At 41.6% G+C, this 25,639-nt stretch carries 27 protein-coding genes; 2 read left to right on the top strand and 25 right to left on the bottom strand.

From position 1 onward, the window contains the following. Genes ccmI through ccmA form a run of 9 tightly spaced genes read right to left on the bottom strand, consistent with a single transcriptional unit; the run spans window position 1 to window position 6,944 of the window. On the bottom strand, window positions 1–1,197 hold the full coding sequence (gene ccmI, locus ACRCA4_RS11145) for a c-type cytochrome biogenesis protein CcmI (protein WP_433188340.1): 1,197 nt from the start codon (window positions 1,195–1,197) through the stop codon (window positions 1–3). After that, window positions 1,194–1,682 (bottom strand): cytochrome c-type biogenesis protein, encoded by a 489-nt coding sequence (locus tag ACRCA4_RS11150; RefSeq protein ID WP_433188342.1) that lies wholly within the window; start codon window positions 1,680–1,682, stop codon window positions 1,194–1,196. Before ACRCA4_RS11150 ends, ccmI begins: the two co-directional genes overlap by 4 nt. Beyond that, window positions 1,679–2,254, bottom strand: a complete 576-nt coding sequence (locus tag ACRCA4_RS11155; RefSeq protein ID WP_433188345.1) for a redoxin family protein — start codon at window positions 2,252–2,254, stop codon at window positions 1,679–1,681. The genes ACRCA4_RS11150 and ACRCA4_RS11155 overlap by 4 nt, the downstream gene beginning before the upstream one ends. Then, window positions 2,247–4,214 (bottom strand): heme lyase CcmF/NrfE family subunit, encoded by a 1,968-nt coding sequence (locus ACRCA4_RS11160; protein WP_433188348.1) that lies wholly within the window; start codon window positions 4,212–4,214, stop codon window positions 2,247–2,249. The genes ACRCA4_RS11155 and ACRCA4_RS11160 overlap by 8 nt, the downstream gene beginning before the upstream one ends. Next, window positions 4,214–4,696, bottom strand: a complete 483-nt coding sequence (ccmE, locus tag ACRCA4_RS11165; protein WP_433188352.1) for a cytochrome c maturation protein CcmE — start codon at window positions 4,694–4,696, stop codon at window positions 4,214–4,216. The genes ACRCA4_RS11160 and ccmE overlap by 1 nt, the downstream gene beginning before the upstream one ends. Beyond that, the gene (gene ccmD, locus ACRCA4_RS11170) at window positions 4,696–4,896 is read right to left on the bottom strand and encodes a heme exporter protein CcmD (protein ID WP_433188355.1); all 201 of its coding nucleotides are present in this window, start codon (window positions 4,894–4,896) and stop codon (window positions 4,696–4,698) included. Before ccmD ends, ccmE begins: the two co-directional genes overlap by 1 nt. After that, window positions 4,896–5,633: a heme ABC transporter permease gene (locus ACRCA4_RS11175; RefSeq protein WP_433188358.1), complete on the bottom strand. Its 738-nt coding sequence runs from the start codon at window positions 5,631–5,633 to the stop codon at window positions 4,896–4,898. Before ACRCA4_RS11175 ends, ccmD begins: the two co-directional genes overlap by 1 nt. A gap of 1 nt (window position 5,634) precedes the next feature. Continuing rightward, complete coding sequence (ccmB, locus tag ACRCA4_RS11180) at window positions 5,635–6,300, bottom strand: heme exporter protein CcmB (RefSeq protein ID WP_433188361.1); 666 nt, start codon at window positions 6,298–6,300, stop codon at window positions 5,635–5,637. Then, window positions 6,294–6,944 (bottom strand): cytochrome c biogenesis heme-transporting ATPase CcmA, encoded by a 651-nt coding sequence (ccmA, locus tag ACRCA4_RS11185; protein WP_433188364.1) that lies wholly within the window; start codon window positions 6,942–6,944, stop codon window positions 6,294–6,296. Before ccmA ends, ccmB begins: the two co-directional genes overlap by 7 nt. Before the next feature lie 112 nt (window positions 6,945–7,056). Between ccmA and ACRCA4_RS11190 the strand changes: the two genes are divergently transcribed. Both ACRCA4_RS11190 and ACRCA4_RS11195 read left to right on the top strand, forming a co-directional pair. Continuing rightward, a complete protein-coding gene (locus ACRCA4_RS11190) occupies window positions 7,057–8,991 on the top strand; it encodes a flagellar hook-length control protein FliK (protein ID WP_433188367.1) in 1,935 nt (644 codons plus the stop codon). Between the two features lie 37 nt (window positions 8,992–9,028). Beyond that, complete coding sequence (locus tag ACRCA4_RS11195) at window positions 9,029–9,379, top strand: EscU/YscU/HrcU family type III secretion system export apparatus switch protein (RefSeq protein ID WP_433188370.1); 351 nt, start codon at window positions 9,029–9,031, stop codon at window positions 9,377–9,379. Between the two features lie 6 nt (window positions 9,380–9,385). Here ACRCA4_RS11195 and ACRCA4_RS11200 read toward each other — a convergent pair whose 3' ends face one another. From ACRCA4_RS11200 to fliR, 16 genes are all read right to left on the bottom strand, one after another. Further along, entirely contained in the window at window positions 9,386–9,820 is a 435-nt protein-coding gene (locus tag ACRCA4_RS11200; protein WP_433188372.1) for a DUF2802 domain-containing protein, read from the bottom strand. Continuing rightward, window positions 9,820–10,314, bottom strand: coding sequence for a chemotaxis protein CheW (locus ACRCA4_RS11205; RefSeq protein ID WP_433188375.1), 495 nt, complete (start codon window positions 10,312–10,314; stop codon window positions 9,820–9,822). The genes ACRCA4_RS11200 and ACRCA4_RS11205 overlap by 1 nt, the downstream gene beginning before the upstream one ends. A 29-nt stretch (window positions 10,315–10,343) precedes the next feature. Continuing rightward, window positions 10,344–11,084: a chemotaxis protein CheW gene (locus tag ACRCA4_RS11210; RefSeq protein ID WP_433188378.1), complete on the bottom strand. Its 741-nt coding sequence runs from the start codon at window positions 11,082–11,084 to the stop codon at window positions 10,344–10,346. A gap of 3 nt (window positions 11,085–11,087) precedes the next feature. Further along, a complete protein-coding gene (locus ACRCA4_RS11215; RefSeq protein ID WP_433188381.1) occupies window positions 11,088–11,864 on the bottom strand; it encodes a ParA family protein in 777 nt (258 codons plus the stop codon). Between the two features lie 10 nt (window positions 11,865–11,874). Continuing rightward, window positions 11,875–12,825, bottom strand: a complete 951-nt coding sequence (locus ACRCA4_RS11220) for a flagellar motor protein MotB (protein WP_433188384.1) — start codon at window positions 12,823–12,825, stop codon at window positions 11,875–11,877. A 3-nt stretch (window positions 12,826–12,828) separates the two neighbouring features. Then, window positions 12,829–13,572, bottom strand: coding sequence for a flagellar motor protein (locus tag ACRCA4_RS11225; protein WP_433188387.1), 744 nt, complete (start codon window positions 13,570–13,572; stop codon window positions 12,829–12,831). Next, a complete protein-coding gene (locus ACRCA4_RS11230) occupies window positions 13,565–14,746 on the bottom strand; it encodes a protein-glutamate methylesterase/protein-glutamine glutaminase (RefSeq protein ID WP_433188390.1) in 1,182 nt (393 codons plus the stop codon). Before ACRCA4_RS11230 ends, ACRCA4_RS11225 begins: the two co-directional genes overlap by 8 nt. A 6-nt stretch (window positions 14,747–14,752) precedes the next feature. After that, window positions 14,753–17,308 (bottom strand): chemotaxis protein CheW, encoded by a 2,556-nt coding sequence (locus ACRCA4_RS11235; protein WP_433188393.1) that lies wholly within the window; start codon window positions 17,306–17,308, stop codon window positions 14,753–14,755. 15 nt (window positions 17,309–17,323) lie between these two features. Further along, window positions 17,324–18,070 carry a protein phosphatase CheZ gene (locus ACRCA4_RS11240; protein WP_433188396.1) on the bottom strand — a complete coding sequence of 249 codons (747 nt, stop codon included), beginning with the start codon at window positions 18,068–18,070 and terminating at the stop codon, window positions 17,324–17,326. 25 nt (window positions 18,071–18,095) lie between these two features. Further along, window positions 18,096–18,467: a chemotaxis response regulator CheY gene (gene cheY / locus ACRCA4_RS11245; protein WP_433188399.1), complete on the bottom strand. Its 372-nt coding sequence runs from the start codon at window positions 18,465–18,467 to the stop codon at window positions 18,096–18,098. A 53-nt stretch (window positions 18,468–18,520) separates the two neighbouring features. Next, a complete protein-coding gene (locus tag ACRCA4_RS11250) occupies window positions 18,521–19,240 on the bottom strand; it encodes an RNA polymerase sigma factor FliA (RefSeq protein ID WP_433188402.1) in 720 nt (239 codons plus the stop codon). After that, window positions 19,237–20,115, bottom strand: a complete 879-nt coding sequence (locus ACRCA4_RS11255; protein ID WP_433188405.1) for a MinD/ParA family protein — start codon at window positions 20,113–20,115, stop codon at window positions 19,237–19,239. The genes ACRCA4_RS11250 and ACRCA4_RS11255 overlap by 4 nt, the downstream gene beginning before the upstream one ends. Further along, the gene (flhF, locus tag ACRCA4_RS11260; protein ID WP_433188408.1) at window positions 20,108–21,502 is read right to left on the bottom strand and encodes a flagellar biosynthesis protein FlhF; all 1,395 of its coding nucleotides are present in this window, start codon (window positions 21,500–21,502) and stop codon (window positions 20,108–20,110) included. The genes ACRCA4_RS11255 and flhF overlap by 8 nt, the downstream gene beginning before the upstream one ends. Window positions 21,503–21,511: 9 nt before the next feature. Then, entirely contained in the window at window positions 21,512–23,614 is a 2,103-nt protein-coding gene (gene flhA / locus ACRCA4_RS11265; RefSeq protein ID WP_433188411.1) for a flagellar biosynthesis protein FlhA, read from the bottom strand. Window positions 23,615–23,715: 101 nt separating this feature from the next. After that, a complete protein-coding gene (gene flhB, locus ACRCA4_RS11270; RefSeq protein WP_433188414.1) occupies window positions 23,716–24,843 on the bottom strand; it encodes a flagellar biosynthesis protein FlhB in 1,128 nt (375 codons plus the stop codon). A 15-nt stretch (window positions 24,844–24,858) separates the two neighbouring features. Beyond that, complete coding sequence (gene fliR, locus ACRCA4_RS11275) at window positions 24,859–25,632, bottom strand: flagellar biosynthetic protein FliR (RefSeq protein WP_433188417.1); 774 nt, start codon at window positions 25,630–25,632, stop codon at window positions 24,859–24,861. Window positions 25,633–25,639: the final 7 nt, after the last annotated feature.

Raw genomic sequence — 25,639 nt, forward strand, 5'->3', positions numbered from 1 at the left:
TTAGGGTTCCAGGGTTAACTTAATTGAAATGTGCGGCTGTTCAAAAGACAACGTATCAGAGACGACTTGCACATCGCCAGGACGCTGTTCAACGGTTCCTGATAACGACATTCTAGCAACCACCTCTATTTGATCAGCATTGGCTAAACTCCAACCTGGTTGCATAGCCATTGATTCTTGTAACACTAGCTGCTGCTGGCCAGCAACTAGAGGAATACGCTGCACGGCTAAAGGTAATGCCGGTCCCTCTTTAGCTCTGGCAAATAAAAACAAAGTTGCATCAGGGTTAGCTTCTTGTAAGGCAGGATCAACATAAAGATCTACCGTTATACGCCGCGTTGCAGTATCAACATCGACCCCTAATTCACTTAAGCGTTGCTGCACCGCCTGATAACGCGGATCATCCGTTTCTAGCTCTGCCAATAAAGCGGTCCAAGCTTGTTTAGCTTCTTCCAGATCGCCGTTTTCATAGGCAATTAACGCCATCAAGGATAAAGCATCACTATTTTTAGGCTCTTGCAGCAAAATTCTAGCCACAGCACGTCCCGCAAGCGCTAAGCTGTGCTCATCACCAACAATAATTAACGCTTGGCTATAACTTAATAACACAGGGATCCGATCTGGAGTTAACTGCAAGGCTTTTTCAAAAGCATCAACAGCTTGCTCTGGCATGCCTTGAGACAAATAAATTCGACCAAGTAACATCCAAGCTATAGCATCATCACCCTCTTTAGCTAATTTAGTTCTTAATGCTAAACCAAATAGCCTGACCTCTTCGGTCGATAAAGGCTCGCCTTGTTGTAGTAAAGCTCGCTCGCCATAACTCTGTAAATTCGCTTGCGCCTGTTGCCACTGCTGTAATTGCCTATAATTACCATTAAATGAATACACGGCTGACACTATAACAATAATGCTAATAAGCATAATCCAAGGTAAAAGGTGGCTTTTTTTAGTCTGAGCAGCAATTTCTTTATCATTGCCGCTAATAAATTGCTGTTTTAATTCGTTTGCCGCTTGCACAAAATCAGATTCCGCTAGTTCACCGTTATCACGCGCTAAAGCTAATACTTGCAAGCGTTGTTCAAATAGCGCGGTGTTAGATAAATTTTGCTGCCGACTTTGCCGAGGCCAAAATAAACCTAATACACAAATCAGTAGCATTAGGCTAGTTGCGGCTATTAAAGGCCAGATCATCATTTTTTACTCCGGTAACGGTCAATCAACTTATCTAACTCAGCATCTTTTGCCTTATCTAACGATGAGGTGTGTAAAGACTCGCTAGCAGCTGAAGATTGCGAGTTATTTGCTGCTTGACGTCTATAAGCGCCAAATAATAGTAAGGCGATTAACATGACTAAAGGAGCGACCCATAGCCAAAGCGTTAGTTTATTCACTGGTGGTTGATAATGCGCAAAGTCACCATAGCGATTAACCATATAATCTAGAATTTGCTGCCTGCTTTTACCTTCACGAATTAACTGAAAGGTTTTCTCGCGCATATCTACCGCCACAACAGCATTAGAATCGGCAATATTTTGATTTTGACATTGCGGACAGCGCAACTCAGCAGTCAGTTGCTGATAAAGTTGCCGCTCAGCACCATTATTAAAAGTTAAAATCTCTTCAGCGTGGCTAACGCTAGCAAAGAATAGCCAGCATAATATCATTAGTAATGACTTCACGGCTTAGCACTCCACTGCTGATATAAGGGCGCAATTTTGCTGCGCCATATTTGTGGATTAATATCCCCTATATGATGCAACCTCACTACACCGTCAGCATCTACTAAAAAAGTTTCTGGTGCGCCACTTACCCCTAAATCTAATGATAAAGTGCGTGAAGCATCTAAGATATTAAATTGGTATGGATTGCCGCGTTGACTAAGCTTCTCTGCAACTTCTTGCTGTAAAGTGGCTAAGTTAAAGGGCTCATCAAAGGTTGGGTCTTTTGGTAAGTCATAGTACAAACCAACTATTTTTACTCCTTGCTGACGTAACTCAGTTAAATAGGCAAGTTCAGCATTACAGGTTGGACACCAAGTACCCCAAACATTAAGTAAAAAAGTTTCCCCTTTTAACTTTTTAGCATTCCACTGCAGTTTAGGCCGCATTAAATCGGGCAGGCTAAATTCGGGTAGTGGCTTGCCTACCGTTACCGAGCTACGCTCCATCGGATTAGAAAATAACCCGCTCAGTAAAAATAAACTTAATGCTAAAAATAAGGCTAGCGGCAAATAAAAGAACAACTTACGCATTAACTCGCTCCTTATTACCTCTACGCTTTGATTTTTTACGGTAACGCTTATCGGCTAACGCTAATAAGCCACCTACGGCCATTAAAACACCGCCTAACCAAACCCAACGCATAAAAGGTTTAACCTGTATGCGTAATGCCCACGCATTGCCAGGTAATTCCTCACCTAAAGAGATATATAAATCTCTGCTTAAACGGGCATGCACGGCCGCTTCGGTCATCACCATACGTTGAATACGATAAAAACGTTTTTCAGCATGTAAATGAGTAACATAATTGCCATTAGTACTAACATCAATTTCAGCGGCCTGCCCCCCGTAGTTAGGGCCATTAAGGGCATAGACTTCGGTTAATTTAAAGTCATATCCCGCGATTGAAGTTACATCGCCTACTTGCATTCGCACATCACGCTCTTCAGTGTAGGTTTTAGTCATCACAACACCAACAATTAACACAGCAAAACCAATATGCGCTATGGTCATGCCGTAATGACTTGCATTAAGCTTAGTTAAACCTTGCTTAATAGAACCAAAATTGTGTAAACGCAACAAGACTTCAGCTAAGGCAGATACTCCCACCCAGGCACCTAACAATAAGCCAAGTAATGCTAAATTAGCTTGCAGGCTTTGCATAGTCACCATAACCGTTAGCGCCAGCATCACCGCCGCTATCGCAACTAATGAAAGCGGCTTGATTAACAACATAAATTGTTGCTGTTTCCAACGCACCCAAGGCCCCAAGCCTAACAACAAGGCAAAGGGAATGGTCAGGTAATAAAACATTTGATTAAAGAAAGGCTCACCTATAGAGATAGAGCCTAAGCCCAATTCTTTGTGAAATAACGGAAATAAGGTGCCTAAAAATACAATTAAACAGGCCGTTAATAAAAAGATGTTATTGCTCCATAGCAGCATTTCTCGAGAGAAAAGCTGATAGCGCGCTTGGCTGCGAACTGCGCTCATTCGTAAGCCATAAAGTAATAATGAGCCGCCAACAACAATCAGTAGGAAGACTAATAAATATAAGCCTCGCCCCGGATCGGTAGCAAAAGAATGCACTGAAACCAAAACCCCAGAGCGAACTAAAAAGGCTCCAACTAAACTTAACGCAAATGCTGATAAGGCCAGTAATACCGTCCATGACTTAAAAGTACCGCGTTTTTCAGTTACCGCTAAGCTATGAATTAAAGCCGTACCTGCTAACCAAGGCATAAAAGAGGCATTTTCCACCGGATCCCAAAACCACCAGCCGCCCCAGCCAAGCTCATTATAAGCCCACCAACTGCCTAACATAATACCTAAGGTTAAAAACACCCAAGCTGCTAACGCCCAAGGTCTAACCCAGCGAGCCCAAACGCTATCAAACTTGCCCCCCATTAAAGCGGCAATAGCAAAAGCAAAGGCCACAGCAAAACCTACATAGCCCATATACAGCATAGGCGGATGTAAAATCATGCCAAAATCTTGTAATAAAGGATTTAAATCACGGCCTTCTACCGGGTAAAACGGTAGGCTACGCTCAAACGGATTAGACATTAATAAAGAAAAGGCAATAAAACCGACATTTATTAAGCCAAGAACGGCTAAAATACGGCCTTGCAAAAATAAAGGTAAGCCTTTAGAGAAAATAGCAACTAATGCTGTCCAGCCGGTTAGCATTAGCACCCAAAGCAGCATAGAGCCTTCATGAGAGCCAAAACTCGCCGCTAAACGATAATACCAAGGCAGCACCGAGCTGGAGTTACTAGCAACATTAATTACTGAAAAATCACTAATATAAAAAGCGTAACCTAAAGCCGCCATTGCGATTGCACTAAAAATAAACATAGCTATCGCTAAGGGTTTAGCACTAAGTAATGCTTGCTGATTACCACTAATACTGCCGTAAAAAGGAACAACAGCTAAAACAATGGATAAGGCAAAGGCAAAGCTAAGAGCCAGTTGGCCCGACTCAACAATCATTAGTAGCTCCCATTGGCTGGCTTATTTACCGGTGGAACATGTTTAATGCCTTTCATCGCTTCTGCTACTTCTGGTGGCATATATTCTTCATCATGTTTAGCTAACACTTCACTGGCAATGATGGTGCGACTATCTTGTAAAATACCTTGAGCAACAATACCTTGGCCTTCGCGAAATAAGTCTGGCAGTATACCTTGATAAATAATGGTCACGCTTGGGCCTGTATCAACTACATCAAACTGTACTTTTAGTGTATTAGGATCGCGTTTTACCGAGCCATCAACAACCATACCGCCAATGCGTAACCTTTGCCCAGGCTGCGGGATCACTTTATCTTTACCTAACCCTTCTATTAATTGCGTCGGGGTATAAAACAAATCTATATTTTGCTGTAGAGCATATAGCATAGCCCCTACAGCAGCGGTAACTAACCCCACAATAAGCACAATGGCTAATAAGCGTTTCTGTCGTCTTGGCTGCATTAGTTCTGTTGCTCCTGGTACTGCTTGATGCGTTGTTCACGAGCAGCTTGCGCTGCGATTTCACGTTTAAGCTGTTTATGCTGCCAGCGGCTATAAACCACTAAAGCGGCCAACATGGCATAAGTAGAGCCAAAAGATAACCAAACATAAAAGCCATAATTACCCATTGCCCAAAATTCTGCCCATGATTGAAAATACATTATGACTTCCTCACCAGCGCCTTAACCCAAGGTCTATGTTGTTCATTTTGTAAAATAGCCGTGCGTAAGCGCATACAGACCATAGCAAACATAAAAAATGCAAAACCTAAAATACTAATTAATAATGGCCACAACATGCTTGGGTCTATCGAAGGCTTAGCAAACTTAGTAATAGACGCACCTTGATGTAGGGTATTCCACCACTGTACCGAATAGTGGATTATGGGCAAGTTAATCACACCGACTACCGCTAGTAATGAAGCCACTTTACTGCCTGTAGCTCTATCGGAAAAAGCGCCGCTTAGGGCAATAACGCCTAAATATAAAAACAATAAAATAAGCTCAGAGGTTAAACGTGCATCCCACTCCCACCAAGTACCCCACATAGGCTTACCCCAAGCCATCCCAGTTACTAGCGCAATTGCGGTATAAACAGCACCAATAGGCGCTATTGCTAGTACTGACCACTGGGCTATTTTAACCTGCCAGACTAAAGCGATAAAAGCCGCTACAGCCATATAGAAGTAAGTTCCCATAGACATAATAGCTGCAGGCACATGCAGGTGAATAATACGGTAGCTATCGCCTTGTTGATAATCTGGTGGCGTAAATGCTAAGCCCCAAATGTTACCTAAAGCCAAAGTAGCTAAGGCCAATAGCATTAGCCAAGGTAACCAACGACCACATAAATGATAAACAGTCTCAGGTTTTGCATAAGGGTGTAACCATTTAAACATGTTAACTCACATTTATTTTCAATGCGCTGGCCACCGCAAACGGGACTAACGCCAAACTAAATAATAACATTGCTAAAATTATTGCTAACTGGCCTTGATAAGATAGCCCCATACTGGCGGCTTCCATAGCGGCGCTAGCAAAAATTAACAACGGAATATACAAGGGTAAAATAAGGAGTGCCAATAAAATGCCCCCTTTTTCGGCAGAAAGCGTAAGTGCTGCGCCTAATACGCTTAGCAAGCTAAGTAAGGGAGTGCCTAAGGCTAAGGTGAAAAACATTGCCGTTAAACTCGCACCGTTTAAGCCTAATAATAATGCTACTAAAGGTGATAACAACACTAAGGGTAATCCAGTGCTTAACCAGTTTGTAAACGACTTTGCTAACACAAAACTCATTATAGGCTGTCTTGCTGCCACTAATTGCTCAACCACACCATTGCGATAATCGTCTTTAAATAAACGCTCTGCTGCTAGCAACACACTTAACAACGCCGCTATCCAGACAATACCAGGCGCCATTTGCCGTAATAAATTAGGCTCGGGGCCAACCCCTAACGGAAATAAAGTCAGCACAATAATAAAAAACAGCACTGGGTTAAGCCAGTCGGCTTTTTGCCTTGCTAATAAACACAATTCACGACGAATAAAATGGCCTAGCATCACCATCTGTAAGCTAACTCCAATTTTCGTATTGCAGGGTAATCCAGCGTTAAAGGCTGATGAGTGGTTAGTATTATGCCACCGCCGCGCTGTAAATGCGTTAAAAAATGTTGTTGCAATAAGCCAATGGCAGCTTGATCTAATGCCGTAAAAGGCTCATCTAAAATCCAGATTTGGCTGGGTGTAAACCATAATCTGGCTAAAGACACTCGGCGTTGTTGCCCAGCAGAGAGCATGCGACAAGGAATATCTTCTAAACCAGCTAAGCCTAACTGAGCTAAAAGCTGATAATCATCTGCCGCAGCAAGCTCCATACTGGCTCGCCAAAAAGAAATATTCTCAATCGCCGTTAAATGCTCATGAATTCCACTATGGTGGCCGATATAACATAAGTTAGCAGCATAGTCGGCCGCCGCTTTTGGCAAAGCATGTTGTAAATAATGCACTTGACCATCTGTTGGTGTTGCAAGATTTGCTAATAAACGCAATAAAGAGCTTTTACCTGCGCCATTTTTACCGGCAATCTGTAATAAATCGCCAGCTGCCAACTGAAGAGATAGCTGTTCAAATAGCACTCGGTCTTGCCGAATACAGCTAAGATCAGTGGCTTGCAACAACATTTGGCCGGTAGATACGGGATAAGATAGCAAGTGAGCGCACACCTAAAGTTATCGACGACAAAGTAAATTGCGCGCATATTAGCATAATGCGACCATAATACGAATGAGACAGCCCTGACTTAAGGAAGAAAAAGAGCAAATAATGAATGAAATAAACTTACCCATACCAAGCCAAGCCAGTAATTTAACGCTTGATAAGCCTGCGCTTAAGCTATTAGTGGCGCAAATATATCAAGCCCAACTGCAACAGCTTAGTAATGGTGGCTTTTTTGTTCAATTGCCCACTAAACAAGGGCCGCTACAGATCCCCTTACCTACAAGCTTTACAGGGTTAACTCCCGTCAACTCTGATAATAAAAGCCAAGCACAAAAACTACCGGTTCAAGTTGAGTTTATCAGTCAAAACAATGGTCAATTAACCTTAAACATTAAAGCACCAGCAACGACAATTAACTTGCCAATTAATCCGGTGCAAGCCCAGCAAATTGCCTTAGCGTTAAGCCCTAGCCTCTTAAATCAAGCAGGCCCAAAAGATAGCCAACTAAATACAAACGCTATCGCCCCTCTGCAAATCAGTAATGTGTTAGTTAATGCGTCAAATCAAGCAACAGGTGCCGTTATCAATGCCAGTATTAGTATTAATAACAATAAAATCATTTTGAATATTGCTAAATTACCTAGCATTATTTTAAGTTCGGCTTCTAGCCGTGCTATAGGCGCAGCTATTCAACGCCAAGTTGCAACCTATAGCAAAGAAATGCCAGTGCAATTGATTATTAGACCAGCCAACAGTCAACTGCACTTGATGCCAACTGTAACGCAACAAGGGCAAGCCAATGCTGTGAGCCCACCTATTTCACAGCAGCTAAGTACCATGACTGCAGAGCAGCTTGTTAAAGTCGACTTAAATCCGCAAGAGCATATTAAAATTCAGCAACTGCTGCGTAACCTCGTTAATCAGCAAACACCTACTGTAACAGTAAACAACCAACAGTTAAGCTATGGCAAGTTAGCACTATTAACCTTGCCCAATCAGCCAAGCCAAGCCGGTGCAACTGTATTTAATAATGCCAATTATCAGGTGCAAATTACTCCCAAGGGCAATCAGTGGCAATTACAGCTTAGCAACTTACCTCTAAGTGACTCAGCTAGCGTCGCTACCGATAAGCTAAACTTAGCGGTGCAGCTTATCACTAAGCCTGCCACGCCAAGTTCAGCTAGTGCAGCACCGGTAAGTACCACTGTAATGTCAGCACAAAGCTTGCAACAGAGTGTGCAACAAGCCTGGCGTCAGTTACTACCATTATTGCCGCAACATATTGACCCTTTAGCTGATAACGCCTTAGAGCCAGAAATGAGTAAAGTCTTGTCTCTGGTTCGCCAGGGCCAACCTGATGGCAATAAAGTATTAACGACAAACCAGTTAACTCAGCAACTTAGCGCGCTATTACAATTTCAACCTTTACAAGCAACGCCTAATCCACAAACCGGAGCCGGTACCTTAGCCTTAGCCATCCAATTACTACTGGGTAACTTACAACAAAAAGCCACCGCGCCTGCGAGTAATACCTCTCCAAATCAAAGGCTAGCATCACTTATAGGTCAGCTAGAGCCAGCACAAGCTAGTGGCTTACTTCGTCAATTAAGCAGTCACAGCAGCGTTATTCAACAAAGCCAATTAAATATGGTCGATCCTAATAGTAATCAGCAGCTAGTATTCCAGCTGCCCATGCAGCAAGGCCAGCAAAGTGTCTTAAATCAAATTAGCATTGAACAACGAGAAGCCAATAACAAAGAAGCAGGTAGCAAGCAAAAGCAGTGGCGTTTAACCATGAAGTTTGATTTACAAAAACTAGGTAAATTGTTGGTCATTGCTACCTTGCAGCAAGATGAATTACAGTTACAATTTTATGCTGAGCAAGTCGCAGCACAAAAAGTTACTGAGCGTTTTTTACCCTTATTAAAAGAACGTTGCCAAGCCCAAGGTATCGAAGTTAATCAGGCAGAATGTGTTTTAGGGGTGATCCCACAAAGCCTAATGCCCAGAACCAATAGCCTGGTGACCATAAGAGTGTAGTGGCCAAAGTGCTTAAACTATCAGAAAGGTTTAAAAAATGATGAAGAAATATCAACAATTTACGCCAGAAAGTACAACCGGCGATAAAGCCACTGAGCATAAAACAGCCACGGCGTTGCAATACTCAGGTAAAGCGGCCCCCACAGTAACAGCCAAAGGCCAAGGCGAATTAGCTGATGATATTATTGCTCTTGCTAAAGAGCATGGCGTGTTAATTCACCAAGATGATGAATTAAGTAAGCTGTTAAATCAGCTAAGTTTAGGCCAAGAAATTCCGCAGCAACTTTATATTGTTATTGCAGAACTAATTGCTTTTTCCTATGTATTACAAGGCAAGTTTCCCGAAAATTGGCATAATATTCACCAACGGGTTGATATTAAAACTTAAGGTAAGCTAGTTTGATTTGGTTTGGTGTAAATTCATTAACAATTCGGCTTCAGCGCGTGGCAATTCACATTCACGGATAATTTCATCGATATCAGCCCCTAGCTCTACCATTTTCATAGCTCTACTATAAATTTTTGCTTCAGGATCCGCTAACTCTAATGACTGTTGCTTATCCATAAGCTGCTGCAATAATTGCTGCTGCTCAGATAAGTTTGACTCCATACTGATAACTCTATGACCCACACCAATAATACCAGTACGCAATTCTGTAATTTCATGGCCAAATAAGTTGGCCTCTTGTTGCTTTTCATTTAGCAATAGCAACTCTTGCTGCAGCTGTTCTAGCTGCAGCTGGCTTTTACGCTGAATAAAATATAGCCTTAGAATTAAAGCAATAAGTAATAGCGTTTGTGTGAGTATAACAAGCCAAAGCAGCATCATTAGATAGTGCCAACCTCTTCCCACTCTTCATCGGTAAGTAACTTATTCAAATCAACTAAAATTAGTAACTCATCGTCTCGGTTAGAAACCCCTTGAATAAAGCGAGCACTTTCATCAGTCCCTACATTGGGTGCTGTATCTATTTCAGACTGCTTTAAATAAACGACTTCTGCTACGCTATCAACTAAAATACCTATTACTTGCTTTTCAGCTTCAATAATAACAATACGCGTATTATCAGTCACTTCACCTTGCGCTAAACCAAAACGAGTACAGGTATCAATTACAGTGACGACATTGCCCCGCAAATTTATAATGCCAATGACATAATCTGGCGAACCGGGTACAGGAGCAATTTCAGTATAGCGCAGCACTTCTTGTACCTGCATAACATTAATACCGTAGGTTTCTTCCTCTAGTTTAAAGGTTACCCATTGCAACACTTCATCAGCGCTAGCACCTTTTGACTTAGATTGTTTTTCTAGTGTACTCATACACCGCTCCTTAATACTTATATATTTGCTTACGATGAAATATCTAACCCACGGTTTAGCAAGTCAATCATCGCATCAACATCGACTAGCACGCACATATGCTCTTTAATTACCCCTGCCATCCAAGGCCGCTTTCCTTCACTTTGTCGCCACTGTACATCATCTTGTTCAAGGACAAAGGTATTAACTAATGATTCACAGCAAATGCCCCAATTACTGTTCGCTAGCATTATGACATAGTGATAATCTAACTGTTGCTGCATTTTTTTATCATATTTTTCAGGCATTACCCAGCGTGCAGTGTCAACTATATTTATTTTTTGCTCTCGATAGAGCATAACACCTTTAAACCATTCTGGTTTACCTATCAAGCTATTTACATGCCTTAGCTTATGAATGCCGCCTAGCTCTTTTAAAGGCACTGCAACCTTTAAACCTGCTAACTCAAAAAACAGGGCTTGAAAACGGCCTTGGCGGTATTCTTTTTCTAAATGAACCTTAGAGCTAACTGGCTCAGCTGACGGTTTTAGCTCTGTTTTAGTTGTTATAGACTGCTCAACCTGAGTTTCTGCCACTGGTACCTTAACTTCAGGCTGTTCTTGCACTACTGTAGCTTTAGCTACAGGCTTAGGCTGGCTGACCTGCGACAGTAATTCATTGAGCTGTTGCTTTTGCTGCTGTGCTAATAAATCGGGCTTTGCAACTTCTTCTGTTAATAAAGCAGATAAGTAGTGTTGCATAACCTTATGACTAGCATTTAAATTACTCATCCGCTACTCCGACGCTAACTGTAACAAATAAGTCAGTAACGTATTATAAGCAAATACACCTCGCGAAGCGGGTGCATGCACATTCGGTGGCGTATGCGCTAAGCTAGCATCACGAAACTTAGTATCTATTGGAACAACCGACGGCCATACTTTGTCTTCATAACTGTTTTTTAAGGCTTTATATGCTTCTAAAGAGGCATTAGTTCTTTTATCATACATAGTAGCGACTATAGTGTAAGGATAGTTTTTCTTCTGCGATGTAGACATGAGTTTAATCGTGGCTATCATTCTATCTAGCCCTTTTAACGCCAAAAACTCCGTTTGCACAGGAATAACTAATCTATCGCATGCCGCTATAGCATTAACCATCAACACCCCCATTACAGGTGGACAATCAATAAGCACGTAGTCATATTCTTTTTCTATTTTTAGTAAGGCTTTTTTCAACATTAAGCCCATACCACCACGTGTACCCAAAGAGCGATCTAAAGTAGAAAGCGACATAGATGAGGGTAAAATATCTAAGTTTTTAACACCACTTGGACACAATGATTGTAAAATTTGCTCTGCTGTTACTTCATTACCACGAATAAAAATATCGTAAACACTCACTTCCAACTCTTCGGCATCAATGCCAAAATAATAGGTTAAAGAAGCATGAGGGTCGGTATCAACTAATAAAACCTTAAAGCCGCGCTCTGCGAGTAAGCCCGCCAAACTGACCGCAGTGGTGGTTTTACCCACACCGCCTTTCTGATTCGCTACCGTCCAAATTTGCACATTATTGTCCTTACTCTTGGGCAGGCAAAGGCCGAGTTGTAATTCGAATTCCCCCACCTGGTAAGGCAATTATTTTAATACTGCCGTCATCTTGGGTTATTTGTTCTAGTTTTTGTTGTAACTCTACATCTTCAGCAGCTTCAATCATAGGCTGCTCAGGCTCTTGATAACCATAACGAGAAATAGCAATAACAACTTTACGATTTTCAGCCCGGCCTTGGGCACTGTCATTGTTAGTAAAAGGATAGTATTGACCAAAGCCTTCAATTGCCATTCTAGCTGGTGTAGTACCTAATTTTTCAAGCACTTGTAATACCGACACCGCACGACTAGCAGATAACTGCCAATTTGAAGCAAATAATTCATTATTAATCGGTTGATTATCGGTGTAACCACGAACCCGAATATAATTGGTAATAGGGTTAATCACCTTAGTGATTTCAGATAATAATGTTGTTGCAGAATCGGTTGCCGTAGCACTGCCACTGGCAAAGAGTAAACCGCTATTTAACTCTATGGTTAGCCAGTTTTCTTCACGCTCTATCTTAGTTAAACCTTGCTCTATTAAGTTATCTAACGCTTTAACTAAATGCTGCTCAACAAACTGCAAAGGGCTGCCTAAATGCTTATTATCAATTTCAGATAAGGTACTGGCATCAGCTAATAAAGTTGGCCCTTTAGCAGGCTGTAACGAACTACCATATAAATCGACTTCGCTTTGCGGCCCAGCTTCTACCAATAAACCTGGTCCTGTTAACCCCGTATCAGGATCTGTTGCTTTATCAAACATTCTAGTTAGGCTTTGCGCTAAGACGCTATATTGCTCTTCTTTGATAATAGACATTGCGTATAACACAACAAACAAAGCAAATAATAACGTCATAAAGTCGGCATAAGAAACTAACCAGCGATCTAAATTTTGATCAGACTCATGCTGATAACTTCTACGCCGACGATACATAGCTTAATCCAACTGGTAAGCGGCCAGCTTACGCTCAATATTATACGGATTTTCACCATGAGCTATAGACACTAAACCTTCGATAATAAGCTCGTTATATAGTGAGCGTTGTTCAACTAAGTTTTTTAATTTTTTTCCTATAGGTAAAAAGAAAAAATTAGCAAAACCTACGCCATAAATTGTAGCCACAAAGGCTGTTGCTATGCCCATACCTAATAGTTGAGGCTCTGAAATATGCGCTAACGCTTGGATCAAGCCTAGCACTGCGCCAATAATACCGATTGTTGGGCTATAACCTCCCATAGCATCAAAAATGCTCGCACCACGCATTAAACGCTCATGCTCTAAACTTAATTCTGCATCAAGCGTATCCTGCAATACGCTTGGCTCTACGCCATCTACCAGCATATTTAAACCTCGATGCAAAAACTCATCTTGCTCTGAAAGTGCATCATCTTCTAAGGCTAAGAAGCCACTGCCTCTAGCTGCTGTGCCCCAGTTAACGATACGCTGTGCCGTATGCGCTACTTTATTAGGCTGAGCCCAAAACACCCAGGGCAACATTTTAAAACCCTGCTTAAATTGAGCAGAGGGTGTTTGTAGCATCACAGCCCCAATAGTGCCTCCGACAACGATAAAAAAAGCAGGTAAATGCAATAAAGTTGTTAGGCTACCCCCTTCCATTACAAAACCGCCCGCTACAGCAATAATGGCTACGGCAAATCCGGCAAACGCTAGTTTATCCATGATTTAGTTCCACCATTAGATGAGCTGACACATCATTTAAACTTACCTCAACATCCATTAGTCCTGCTTGAGCTATCGCCTGAGGCATGCCATAGACCACACTGCTCGATTCATCTTGGGCCCATATTTGTGCCCCTTGCTGCTTTAACATTCTTGCTCCCTCACGGCCATCGGCTCCCATGCCTGTTAAAACTATAGCCAAAACGTCACCAGAAAACACCCTAGCAGCTGTTGCAAAAGTAATATCAACACTAGGTTTAAAGGTAATCCTTGCAGAATTATCTTCACGAATTCTTAAACGGGCTTGATTAGGCAATCCTTCAATCAGCATTTGCTTGCCACCTGGTGCTAAATAGGCAACACCTGGCTGCAAAACATCACCATCTTCAGCCTCTTTAACCGTGATTTTAGCTAAGCTATTTAACCGTTGAGAAAAGGTGCCCGTAAATGCCGCAGGCATATGTTGAATAAGCACTATAGGTAAAGGGAAGTCTACAGGTAAAGCGGTTAGAATACGCTGCAAAGCAACTGGCCCACCGGTTGATGTTCCTATTGCAATAAGTTTATGCTTTTTACCACTGGCCTGAAATTTTTTAATCCGGCTGGATGCCGATACACGCTGAGTGAGTTGTGGTCGTTGGAATAGTTCAGATTTTGTCGTAGCGGCTGAAGCTGCAGAGCCTGTGCTGCGGCTTACTGGCGTTGTGTTAATAGATGATGCGCTAAGCGAGTCACTCTTAGGGGCAAGTGAGTTAAAAGTGGTGCGGCCTAAAGGTCTTTTTCGCGCAACTGCTTTAACGCGATCTCGTAATACCTGACTCGCTTCTTCCTTGTCTCGTGCAATATCTTCAAATTTTTTCGGTAAAAAATCCACCGCACCGGCATCTAAGGCATCAAAAGTTGCTTTAGCTCCTTCATGGGTTAGCGATGAGAACATGAGAATAGGGATCCGTTGCCATTGCATTATTTCTCGTACCGCAGAAATACCGTCAAGTACCGGCATTTCTACATCCATAGTAATAACATCGGGTTGCAATGACTTTGCTTTATCAATGGCATCTCGCCCATTAATTGCCGTATCGATAACTTCAATTAATGGGTCTTTCGCCAAGATCTCAGTCAGTCGACGGCGAAAAAAACTTGAATCATCAACTACTAGGACCCTTATCGCCATATTACTCTATTCACCTCGGCCGTTACTAAAACGCTCTAATTTAATTTTTGACTTTTTAGCGTAATGTTTTAATAAGCTTGGGACATCAAGTATCAAAGCAATACCACCGTCAGATGTTATTGTCGCACCGGCCATACCTGGCGTACCTTGCAGTAACCGATCTAAAGGTTTAATAACCACTTCTTCTTGACCTATTAAAGCATCAACAACAAAACCGACTTGTTGGGTGCCTATTTGTACTATCACAACATGGCCTTGCTCACGGCGACGCTTTTTCTCTGAGCCTTTAACCAACCAATGCTCTAAATAAAATAAAGGAATGGCTTTATTACGCACCACTATGGTTAATTGGCCATCAACCATATTTGATTTATTTAAATCTAAATGGAAAATCTCGCTCACACCCGCTAATGGCAAAGCAAAAGTTTGTTTACCAACAAGCACCATCAAGGTTGGTAAAATAGCTAAGGTTAATGGCACTTTAATTTCTAATAGTGTGCCTTCACCTAGCTTAGACTGGATCTGTACAGAGCCATTAAGTTGGTTAATTTTAGTTTTAACCACATCCATGCCTACACCACGACCAGAGATGTCAGAAATCTGCTCTTTGGTTGAAAAGCCAGGGGCAAATATTAAATTAAAGGCTTCGGTATCAGACATTCTAGCAGCAGCATCAATATCTAAAATACCACGTTTAATCGCAATACTTTTTAACTTTTCAGGATCCATCCCAGCACCATCATCTTGGATGGTTAGTAAGATATGATCACCTGCTTGCTCTGCTGCTAACCTCACAGTACCAACACGCTTTTTGCCCGCTTTTTGTCTAACGTCTGGCATTTCAATGCCGTGATCTACAGAGTTACGTACTAAATGCACTAGCGGATCAGCTAAAGCCTCCACTAAGTTTTTATCTAAATCGGTTTCTTCACCTTCTAACACTAACTCAATATCTTTTTTCAAAGACCGAGCCATGTCACGAACAACTCTAGGGAAGCGACCAAATACCTTTTTAATAGGCTGCATGCGGGTTTTCATCACCGCGCCCTGTATATCGGCAGTGACAACATCTAAATTAGCAATGGCTTTACTCATCGCTTCATTTTCAGCACTACCTGAAAGGCTTAACAAGCGATTTCTAACCAGAACTAACTCACCAACCATATTCATAATCTGATCTAACCGCTTAGTATCAACCCTAACCGTTGTATCAGTTTGAACTTGCTGCATAGCCACTGCTTTATCTGGTGTTGCAGCAACAACTGGAGCTGGGCTAACAACCGGCGAAGTTTTAGCGGGTGTAGTAGCTGTGCTTGCTTTGTTATCAACAGCTTTGCTATCAGTAGCTTTAGCAGTTGAGCCCACAGGCGCTTTTGCTGTAGGTTTAACTTCAGCAGCTGTTGTTGCTACTTTAGTTTCTACTGAACTTTCTTTTGAAGTAGGCGCTTTTCCTTTACCGTGTAATTTATCAAGTAAAGCCTCAAAATCCTCTTCATCTATTTCATCTGAATCACTGTCACTGCTAGCTTTAGCCGTGCTAGAAGACGCTGGGTTAACTTTATTCTCTATCGTCTGAGGTGCTTTCCCCTTGCCATGAAGTTGATCGAGTAGAGCTTCAAATTCATCCTCATCTATTTCATCTGAGTCAGTAGAAATACTTTGTGGTTCTGCCTTTTCTTGTTTAGCTGAACTAACAGACGCAGTTGTGGGTGCCTTTCCTTTGCCATGTAGCTGATCAAGTAAAGCCTCAAATTCATCATCATCTATTTCATCTGAATCACTACTGCTCGAATCAGTCGCTTTAGGCTGAGCGGTTTGCTCTTTAATGGCATCAGGAATAAAGGTACCTTTGCCATGAAGCTGATCTAAAATAGCTTCAAACTCGTTATCAGTAATGTCATTGCTAGCATTGTTAGCATTGTTAGCATTGTTAGCATTAGTTTGACTGCTGGCATCTGCCGCATTATTAGCTAAACCTGGAGACTTGCCATGTAATTCATCTAAAATTTTCTCAAACTCATCTTCGGTCATTTCATCAATGCCCTGGCCATCAGCAGTATGAGTTTCTGTTTGCTCCTCGGCAGTCTGCTCTACAATCTCGTCTTGAGCGTCAGTAACATCAGCCACAAGTTCTTCATCTGCAACAGCACCAGGAGCAACTTCGTTTTCAGAGGCAGGTTCACTGTAAAAGTGTAAAGCTTGAAGTAACTCAGCGGGTGCTGGGGTTAATGGTTGGCGATGTATTACAGCAACAAACATGGCATTAATGCTGTCTAAAGCTTGTAAAATAACATCCATTAATTCAGCGGTGACTTGTCGCTTGCCTGTTCTTAGAATATCAAAAACATTTTCAGCACCATGGCAGGCGTCAACTAGTTCAGTTAATGCTAAAAAACCAGCGCCACCTTTAACGGTATGAAAGCCGCGAAATATAGCATTTAATAGATTTGCGTCGTCAGGGTTATTTTCTAACTCAACTAATTGTTCTTGCAATAATTCAAGAATCTCACCTGCTTCGACAAGGAAGTCCTGTAAAATATCTTCATCCATATCAAAGCTCATGCATGAATACCTCTATTAAAAGCCTAAACTTGACAGTAAGTCATCAACATCACCCTGATCTGTTACCACGTCTTCTCGCTCTGCGGCATCTAAGATAGGACCTTCGGCATCTCGTGTTATTGCTTTTGGTTTACTTTTTACTGTTGAGCCTGATGTATTTGAATGATTAAAAGCAGTTAACAGCCCGAGCAAACTTTCTTCAACCTCACGAACCAACTCAATTACTCGGCTAAGAATTTGCCCTGTAAGATCTTGGTAGTCTTGTGCCATTAATACATCAGTTAATAAACCATTTAATGTTTTAGAATCATTATTAGCTTGTACTAAAAAGCCATCCAAATTGTGGCATAAACTTTTAAACTCACCTAACTGCAGCTGCCTTTGCATTAAACGCTGCCATTGCGGTTGAATAATATTGAGCTGTTGAGAAATGTTATCAGCTATAGGCAAACAGGACTCTACCGCATCCATAGTACGGTTAGCTGCCTGTTCCGTCATGCCAATTACATGGGCTAATCGTTTTTTAGCGTCAGGAATATCTTCTTCAAGTAGGTTATTTAAAGAAGGATCAACATGAAAATTCTCTAAAGAGTCGTGTAGCTGCCGAGTTAACTTACCAACTTCTTCAAATAGTTCAGATGCACTAGGTACAACTAGTGTTTGAACTAGCTCATTAGCTGCATCAACTTGCTCTGACTCCATAAACTCAACCAGTTGCCGAGCTTGTTCTAATGTAATTATCGGTTCAGTTTTCATCGTCATACTAAGACTCTCCTGTCAGTGACGATTAGCCTAAACGCTCAAAGACTTTTGCCAATTTTTCTTGTAATGTTGCAGCAGTAAAAGGCTTCACAATATAGCCATTCACCCCAGCCTGCGCAGCTGCAATAATTTGCTCTTTTTTAGCTTCTGCTGTAACCATTAATACAGGTATATGCTTTAGTTTTTCGTCCGCGCGTATAGCGCGAAGCAAATCGATACCTTGCATTCCAGGCATATTCCAATCCGTTACCACAAAATCAAAGTCTGCACCTTGAAGCATAGGTAAGGCGGTACTGCCATCATCAGCTTCCGAAACATTGGTAAAGCCGAGATCACGTAATAGGTTTTTTATTATTCGTCTCATAGTTGAAAAGTCATCAACTACAAGAATTTTCATGTTTTTATCCAAAATCTCCTCCAACGAGATATTACAGCTAACTCAGTATAAGGTTAGACCCAATTCTGCATTCTGGCTTTTAATCTAACAAGTGCCTGACTATGTATCTGACTAACACGTGATTCGCTTACGTTTAGCACAGCACCAATCTCTTTTAAATTTAGCTCTTCATTATAATATAAAGATAATACTAGTGCTTCACGTTCAGGTAAATTGCTTATAGTAGACACTAAGTCTTGTTGAAATGCATTATTAGCTTGGATATCAAATAAATCATCGCTACCAGCATCATCACTGCTTACGATTACATCTTCAGAAACACCAAGATCTTCAATACCAATAATTCTACCACTGCTAATATCACTAAGTATATGATGATACTCATCTAAGGATATATTCAGTTTTTCCGCCACTTCATAATCTTTTACATCACGGCCATAGGCAGCTTCTAGTTCGGCTACAGTATCGGCAATTAAACGCGCATTACGATGTACTGAGCGCGGCGTCCAATCGCCTCGGCGCATTTCATCTAACATTGCACCTCTAATGCGAATACCTGCAAAGGTTTCAAAACTTGCGCCTTTACTACCATCAAAATTCTTTGCTGCTTCAATTAAACCTATCATACCAGATTGAATCAAGTCATCTACCAGCACGCTTGCCGGTAATCGCGCTAACAAATGATAGGCAATACGCTTAACTAAAGTCGTGTGCTGATCTATCAATTGCTGCATGCGATCAACACCGCCATAAGCTGCTAGTTTACTATTCACACTAAGCCTCGTTCCGGATGAGAGTCAATTAATTGCTCTAAAAAAAACTCTAAATGCCCTGATGCCATATTAGGTAATGGCCACTTACCGGCTTTTAACGCTAAACTCTTAATTGCCATGCTTGCTGGTGTTTTTGGAAATGCCTCAATAAAGGCTTTTTGCTTACGTGCCGCTTTGCGGACATTTTCATCATAGGGTATAGTTGCAACTAATTCGAGATTTACATTTAAAAAGCGGTCAGTTACTCGTGTTAACTTAGCAAAAAGCTCTTGCCCCTCTTTTATGCTTCGCACCATATTGGCAACAATTTTAAACTTATCAACACCATGATCTCGGCTTAGTATTTTCATTAATGCGTAAGCATCAGTGATTGATGATGGCTCATCACAGACAACAACAAGCACATCTTGCGATGCGCGGGAAAAACTAAGTACCATATCTGAAATACCAGCGGCAGTATCAACTAATAAGACATCAACACTGGTTTGCATTTCACTAAAAGCACGAATAAGTCCAGCATGTTCTGCCGGAGCCAGCTCTGTCATGCTTTGTGAGCCAGACGAAGCCGGTATAATTTTGATACCAAAAGGCCCGTCAATAATTATATCGTCTAAAGATACTTCACCTGACAATACATGTGATAAATTTTTGTCTACTCGAAGACCCAACATTACATCACAGTTAGCTAAACCTAAATCAGCGTCAAGCACCATAACACTTTTGCCTAATTGCGATAACGCCATGGCCAAGTTAAGCGAAACATTGGTTTTACCAACGCCGCCTTTACCACCACTAATTGAAATAACTTTTACCATCTGCTTATTCATTTTTCTAAGGCCAGTAGCTTGATCATCTAAATAGTCATGATTATGCATAGGTTGTTTCCACTCGACTCATCTCATCTGTATGCCATTGATGAACCGTACTGCTTTGTGCTAATCGCAATGTTTCAGCTTGTTGTACTAAGGCTTTAGCATCTGCAACAGCAATATCTTCAGGTACACGCTGGCCATGAGTCAGATAACTTACTGCTAATGCATTTTGAATAGCCACGTTAATCACTTCTCCTAAGCTTAAACATTCGTCTAGTTTTGTAAAAATACAACCTGACAATGGAATACGCTTAAAATGAGTTACGCTTTCTTGCATAACTCTAGCCTGTGCTGTAGCAGACAATACCAGATAATTTTTTATTTTGACATGGCTATTATTCACTAGTGTAGCAAGTTTCTCAGTTAAATGAATATCTCGTTGGCTCATCCCAGCAGTATCAATTAAAACTAATTTACGTTGCTGTAACTGATTAATTAACAAGGTTAATTCTTCGCTATCTTTTGCTAACTTAACGGGGCAGCCAATAATACGACCAAAAGTTGCTAATTGTTCATAAGCGCCAATGCGATAACAGTCTGTGGTAATTAATGCGACTTGATCAGCTCCATGTCGACGCGCGAACTCAGCAGCTAACTTAGCAACTGTAGTCGTTTTCCCTACGCCTGTAGGTCCAACTAAAGCCACTACACCACCACGGCGTAAAATATCATCATTAGTAGTACTAATTTGTCCTGCTAGTAGTTCTAACGACGCATCCCAAGCATCATTTGAATTCATATCTTCTGACATAAAACAAGCGAGCTGATCGGCCATTGCCTCAGATAAACCAAGCTGTTGCAAATTTTCTATCACCAAAGCACGTAAAGGCTCTCGACGAGCTAAATCTTGCCACATCAGTCCTGATACTTGGTGCTGCAATAATTGACGCATCGACAGCATTTCATTACGCATCGAGTCCATTTGCTTTTGCATAAAGTCAGCTTGCTGTTGCTGCAATTTGCTAAGCTCAGATAATTGTAAATTTGGTACGGCCTGTGTATTGCCAGTATTTTGACGGTCAAAAGCAGGAGCACGCTCAGGCTGGGTCTGACGATTCTGTACTGCGGCCGCTTGAGATGGCACCGCAGTATTACCCTGTTCATGTTGCTGTTTTTGCATTTGGCGTGCTAATAAGGCTTTTAATGAATCAGCGGCAGGTTCAGCCTCATCATCATCAGCTACTGTCGCCTGGAATCGTGACGCAACACGCTGCGGTGCCGGTTTAGGCTGCATTTTTTCTGGCTTGGCTTCATTATCAATAGCGGCAACAATCTCTACTCCTTCAGCCACTTTTTTATTAGAAAGTATAATCGCATCCGGCCCAAGGAACTCTTTTACCTCGGTTAAAGCACTACGCATGTCTTTTGCTACAAAGCGTTTTATTTTCATGAGTTACTCCTAAGAAGCCTGGCCAATCACACTTACAATGCGAATTTGTTTATCATCGGGTATCTCTTGATAAGACAATACCCTAAGTCCTGGTATGGTATACTTCACAAATCGTGCCATAACTGTGCGTAAAATTCCTGACGTTAATAAAACAGCACTATCTCCGCTTAATTCTTGGCTTTGATAAGCATCTTGTAATGACTGCTGAATACGGTCTGCTAGCCCAGGCTCGATGCCCGCACCATCATTACCGGCGGCCTGCATAGACTGATGTAGCATTTGTTCAAGTTCAGGCGCAAAAGTAATAACCGGAATTTCGCTGCGGTTTCCACCAACCTCTTGGACAATTAAACGACGCAAGGCGATTCGACAAGCTGCAGTCAGTACGTCAACATCCTGACTCTTAGCCCCATACTCAACTAAGGTTTGTACTATAGTGCGCATATCGCGAATAGGTACGCCTTCTTGCAATAGGTTTTGTAGCACTTTTACGACTACAGTTAACGGTAAAGTATCAGGCACTAAGCCTTCAACTAACTTAGGTGAATGCTTAGCTAGCATATCAAGTAAGTTTTGCACTTCTTCATGGCCTAATAAGCTAGCGGCATGGTTAGTTAAAATTTGACTTAAGTGGGTTGCAACAACAGTAGCTGCATCAACAACGGTATAGCCTAAAGTTTGTGCATGCTCACGTTGCTCTTTGGCAATCCATACAGCATCTAAGCCAAAAGCAGGATCTTTGGTTTCTATTCCTTTTACAGTGCCAAAAACTTGACCTGGGTTAATCGCCAACTCATTATCATGCCGTAGCTCGCTTTCACCACTAATTACGCCCATTAAGGTCATGCGATAACTATTAGGCTCTAAATCTAAATTATCTCGAATATGTACCGCTGGAATTAAGAAGCCTAATTCTTGAGATAGCTTTTTACGTACGCCTTTAATTCGGCTTAATAACTCGCCGCCTTGGCTTTTATCAACTAAAGGTATTAAGCGATAGCCAACTTCTAAGCCAATCACATCAACGCCCTGTACGTCATCCCAACCAATTTCTTTATTAACTGTAGGCTCTGCTGCGGTTACTGCAGCAGCATCTCTAGATACCAGCTCAGCGCTAGCCTGCTTGCCACGCTTATGCATTACATAGCCCATACCACCAACAATGCCCGCTAATGATAAAAATGAAAAATGCGGCATCCCTGGCACAACGCCCATCAGCGTTAATACGCCTGCAGCTACAAATAGCACTTGGGTATTGCCCAACTGTGCCGTCATTTGCTGCCCCATATCTTGAGATTTATTTTGCCGAGTAACAATAATCGCTGTACCTATAGATAATAACAGCGATGGAATTTGTGCCACTAAGCCATCACCTATTGTTAATAAGGTATAAACTTCCATGGCATTGGCAAAAGATAAGCCGTGCTGGATCATTCCAATAAATAAGCCACCAACCAAGTTGATCACTAAAATTACAATACCGGCTATCGCATCGCCTTTAACAAACTTACTAGCACCATCCATTGAACCGTAGAAATCAGCTTCTGTAGTCACTTCATCACGACGATCGCGAGCTTGCTCTTGGGTAATCAAGCCTGAGTTTAAATCGGCATCAATGGCCATTTGCTTACCCGGCATAGCGTCTAAGGTAAAACGTGCAGAGACTTCAGCTATGCGGCCAGCACCTTTGGTGACAACCACAAAGTTGATAATGATAAGAATTAGGAAAACAACAATACCGACCGCATAGTTACCGCCAATAACCACCGAGCCAAAAGCCTCGATAACTTTACCCGCAGCATCGCCACCATTATGCCCCTCAAGTAGCACCACCCGAGTACTCGCTACGTTCAGAGCTAAGCGCATAATGGTTGCAACTAACAAAATTGCAGGAAAAGCGCCAAAATCCAGTGGCCGCATGGTATATACCGTGACCAACAAAACCACTAGAGCTAGGGCAATGTTAAATGAAAACAGCACATCTAATAATACCGGGGGTAAAGGTAAAACCACCATGGCTAAAGCAGCTAATATAAATAGCGGCGTACCTAACCCGGTTAAGAAGTTAAGCTTTGAACGATCAAAACCTTTAAGATAACTGACTAACTGCATGATAATCCTGACAGTAAATTGGCGCTATACAGGACACAAGCAAGAACTGCTCCAACATTTACAGATACTTGGGTTACAGTCGATTTTTATGACAATATAGATTAATAACGATAATCTTCTGGTATTGGCAGATCTTTAGCTAAGGCTTTTGGCCTTGTGCCTTTGCCTTTTTTATGCATTTTTAATTGATAGACATAAGCTAGCACTTGAGCTACGGCTGCAAATAACTGTTCTGGTATGGGGTGGTCTACTTCTGTAGTGTGATAAATAGAGCGCGCTAACATTGGTGACTCTAATACTGGCACTTTATGTTCATTGGCTATTTTACGAATATGCATAGCAACTTCATCTACGCCTTTAGCAACGACAACTGGCGCTCTAAACTTTCCTTGGTCATATTTTAATGCAATAGCATAGTGCGTTGGGTTGGTTACGATTACGTCTGCTTTTGGCACTTCTTGCATCATCCGCTTCATAGACATTTGCATTTGCGTACGACGTATACGAGCCTTAATTTCTGGACTACCTTCACTATTTTTATGCTCGTCTTTTATCTCTTGTAACGACATTTTTAGCTGTTTGATATGGTTCCATTTTTGATAAGGGGCATCAACTAATGCAATAACTGAAACGCTTGAGCATAACCCTAAAAATATCCAAGCTAAAAAATATAAAGCTGACTTAATATTGTTAGGTTCACTCATCAAAGAAAGCGACATAATATCGTCGAAAAAGAACTTTAAAAGTAAGTAAGCAATACCAACTACCACTATTACTTTCAAAAAACTTTTTAATAGCTCAACCAAAGCTTGCAAACCAAACATGCGTTTAAAGCCTTTTAATACACTCATTTTGCTGGCTTTAGGCGCAGCCGCCTGCATACTAAAGTTAAAGCCTCCTAATAAGACATTACCAATAAAGGCCGCAGCAAGGATAAACGCAAAAATGCCCGCCATCGGTGGAATCAACTCTTTGCCTATTTCGCCCCAAGCCGTAAACATAGAGTTTATTTCAAACATATCTTTTTGATCTAAATGCATCATGCGCCGGCCAATAGTTAAAATGGCTTCTGCTAACATTCGGCCAAAAATTAAAATAGCACAGGCACTGCCAATTAAAACAAAGGCTGTGCCTAAATCTTTAGACCGCGCTATCTGCCCTTTTTCTGCTGCGTCTTGCAGCTTCTTGGGGGTGGGCTGTTCGGTTTTTTCTGCACTATCATCTGCCATGTCAATGCGCCTTGTTTAACAGCCAATTAAGCGACAGCTATATTCTATGCTGTGCTGCCATTGCTTTTCGAAGTGGAATAAAAATGTATCTAACGTCAGCCATAAAATAACTAAGCCCGATAACATAGTAATTGGGAAACCTATCGAAAAAATATTCAACTGAGGTGCAGCACGAGTCATAATGCCAAAAGATAAGTTAACCGTAAGCATAGAGATTATAGGCGCCAAAGCAATGGCTAACGCAGTAGCAAACATCCAACCGCCAAACTCAAGAACCACCCAATAACTACTAACATCCCACCATTGTCCATTAATGGGCAGAGTATCAAAGCTAAATACAAGCATTTGGATCATAATTAAATGGCCATCAAACAACCAAAATAGCAAGGTGGCCAATATTAAATAAAATTGACCAATCGCTGGTACACTAACACCACTGGCTGGATCTACCATAGAGGCAAAACCTAAACCCGTTTGAGTTGCTAACAATTGGCCAGCCACGACGAAAGTGGTAATAAATAATAATGAAATAAAGCCTAAAGCAAAACCAATCATTAATTGCAGTAAGACCTCTAAAATCATCTGCCCAGACATTAAGTCAGCACTGGCCACAGGGGGTAAGGTTGGCATGATAATTAGGGTAATCATAACAACTAAGCCGGTTTTAATGCGCATAGGGACATTACGCACCCCTATACCCGCCATAATCAAAAACATTCCCGTAACTCGACACAAAGGAAGTAAATAATCAGCGATGGTCTGCATTAATATGCTTAATGGAAATTCCATAATAGGC

This window comes from Rheinheimera sp. WS51 (assembly GCF_050936095.1).
In the GTDB taxonomy this organism is placed as follows: Bacteria; Pseudomonadota; Gammaproteobacteria; order Enterobacterales; family Alteromonadaceae; genus Alishewanella.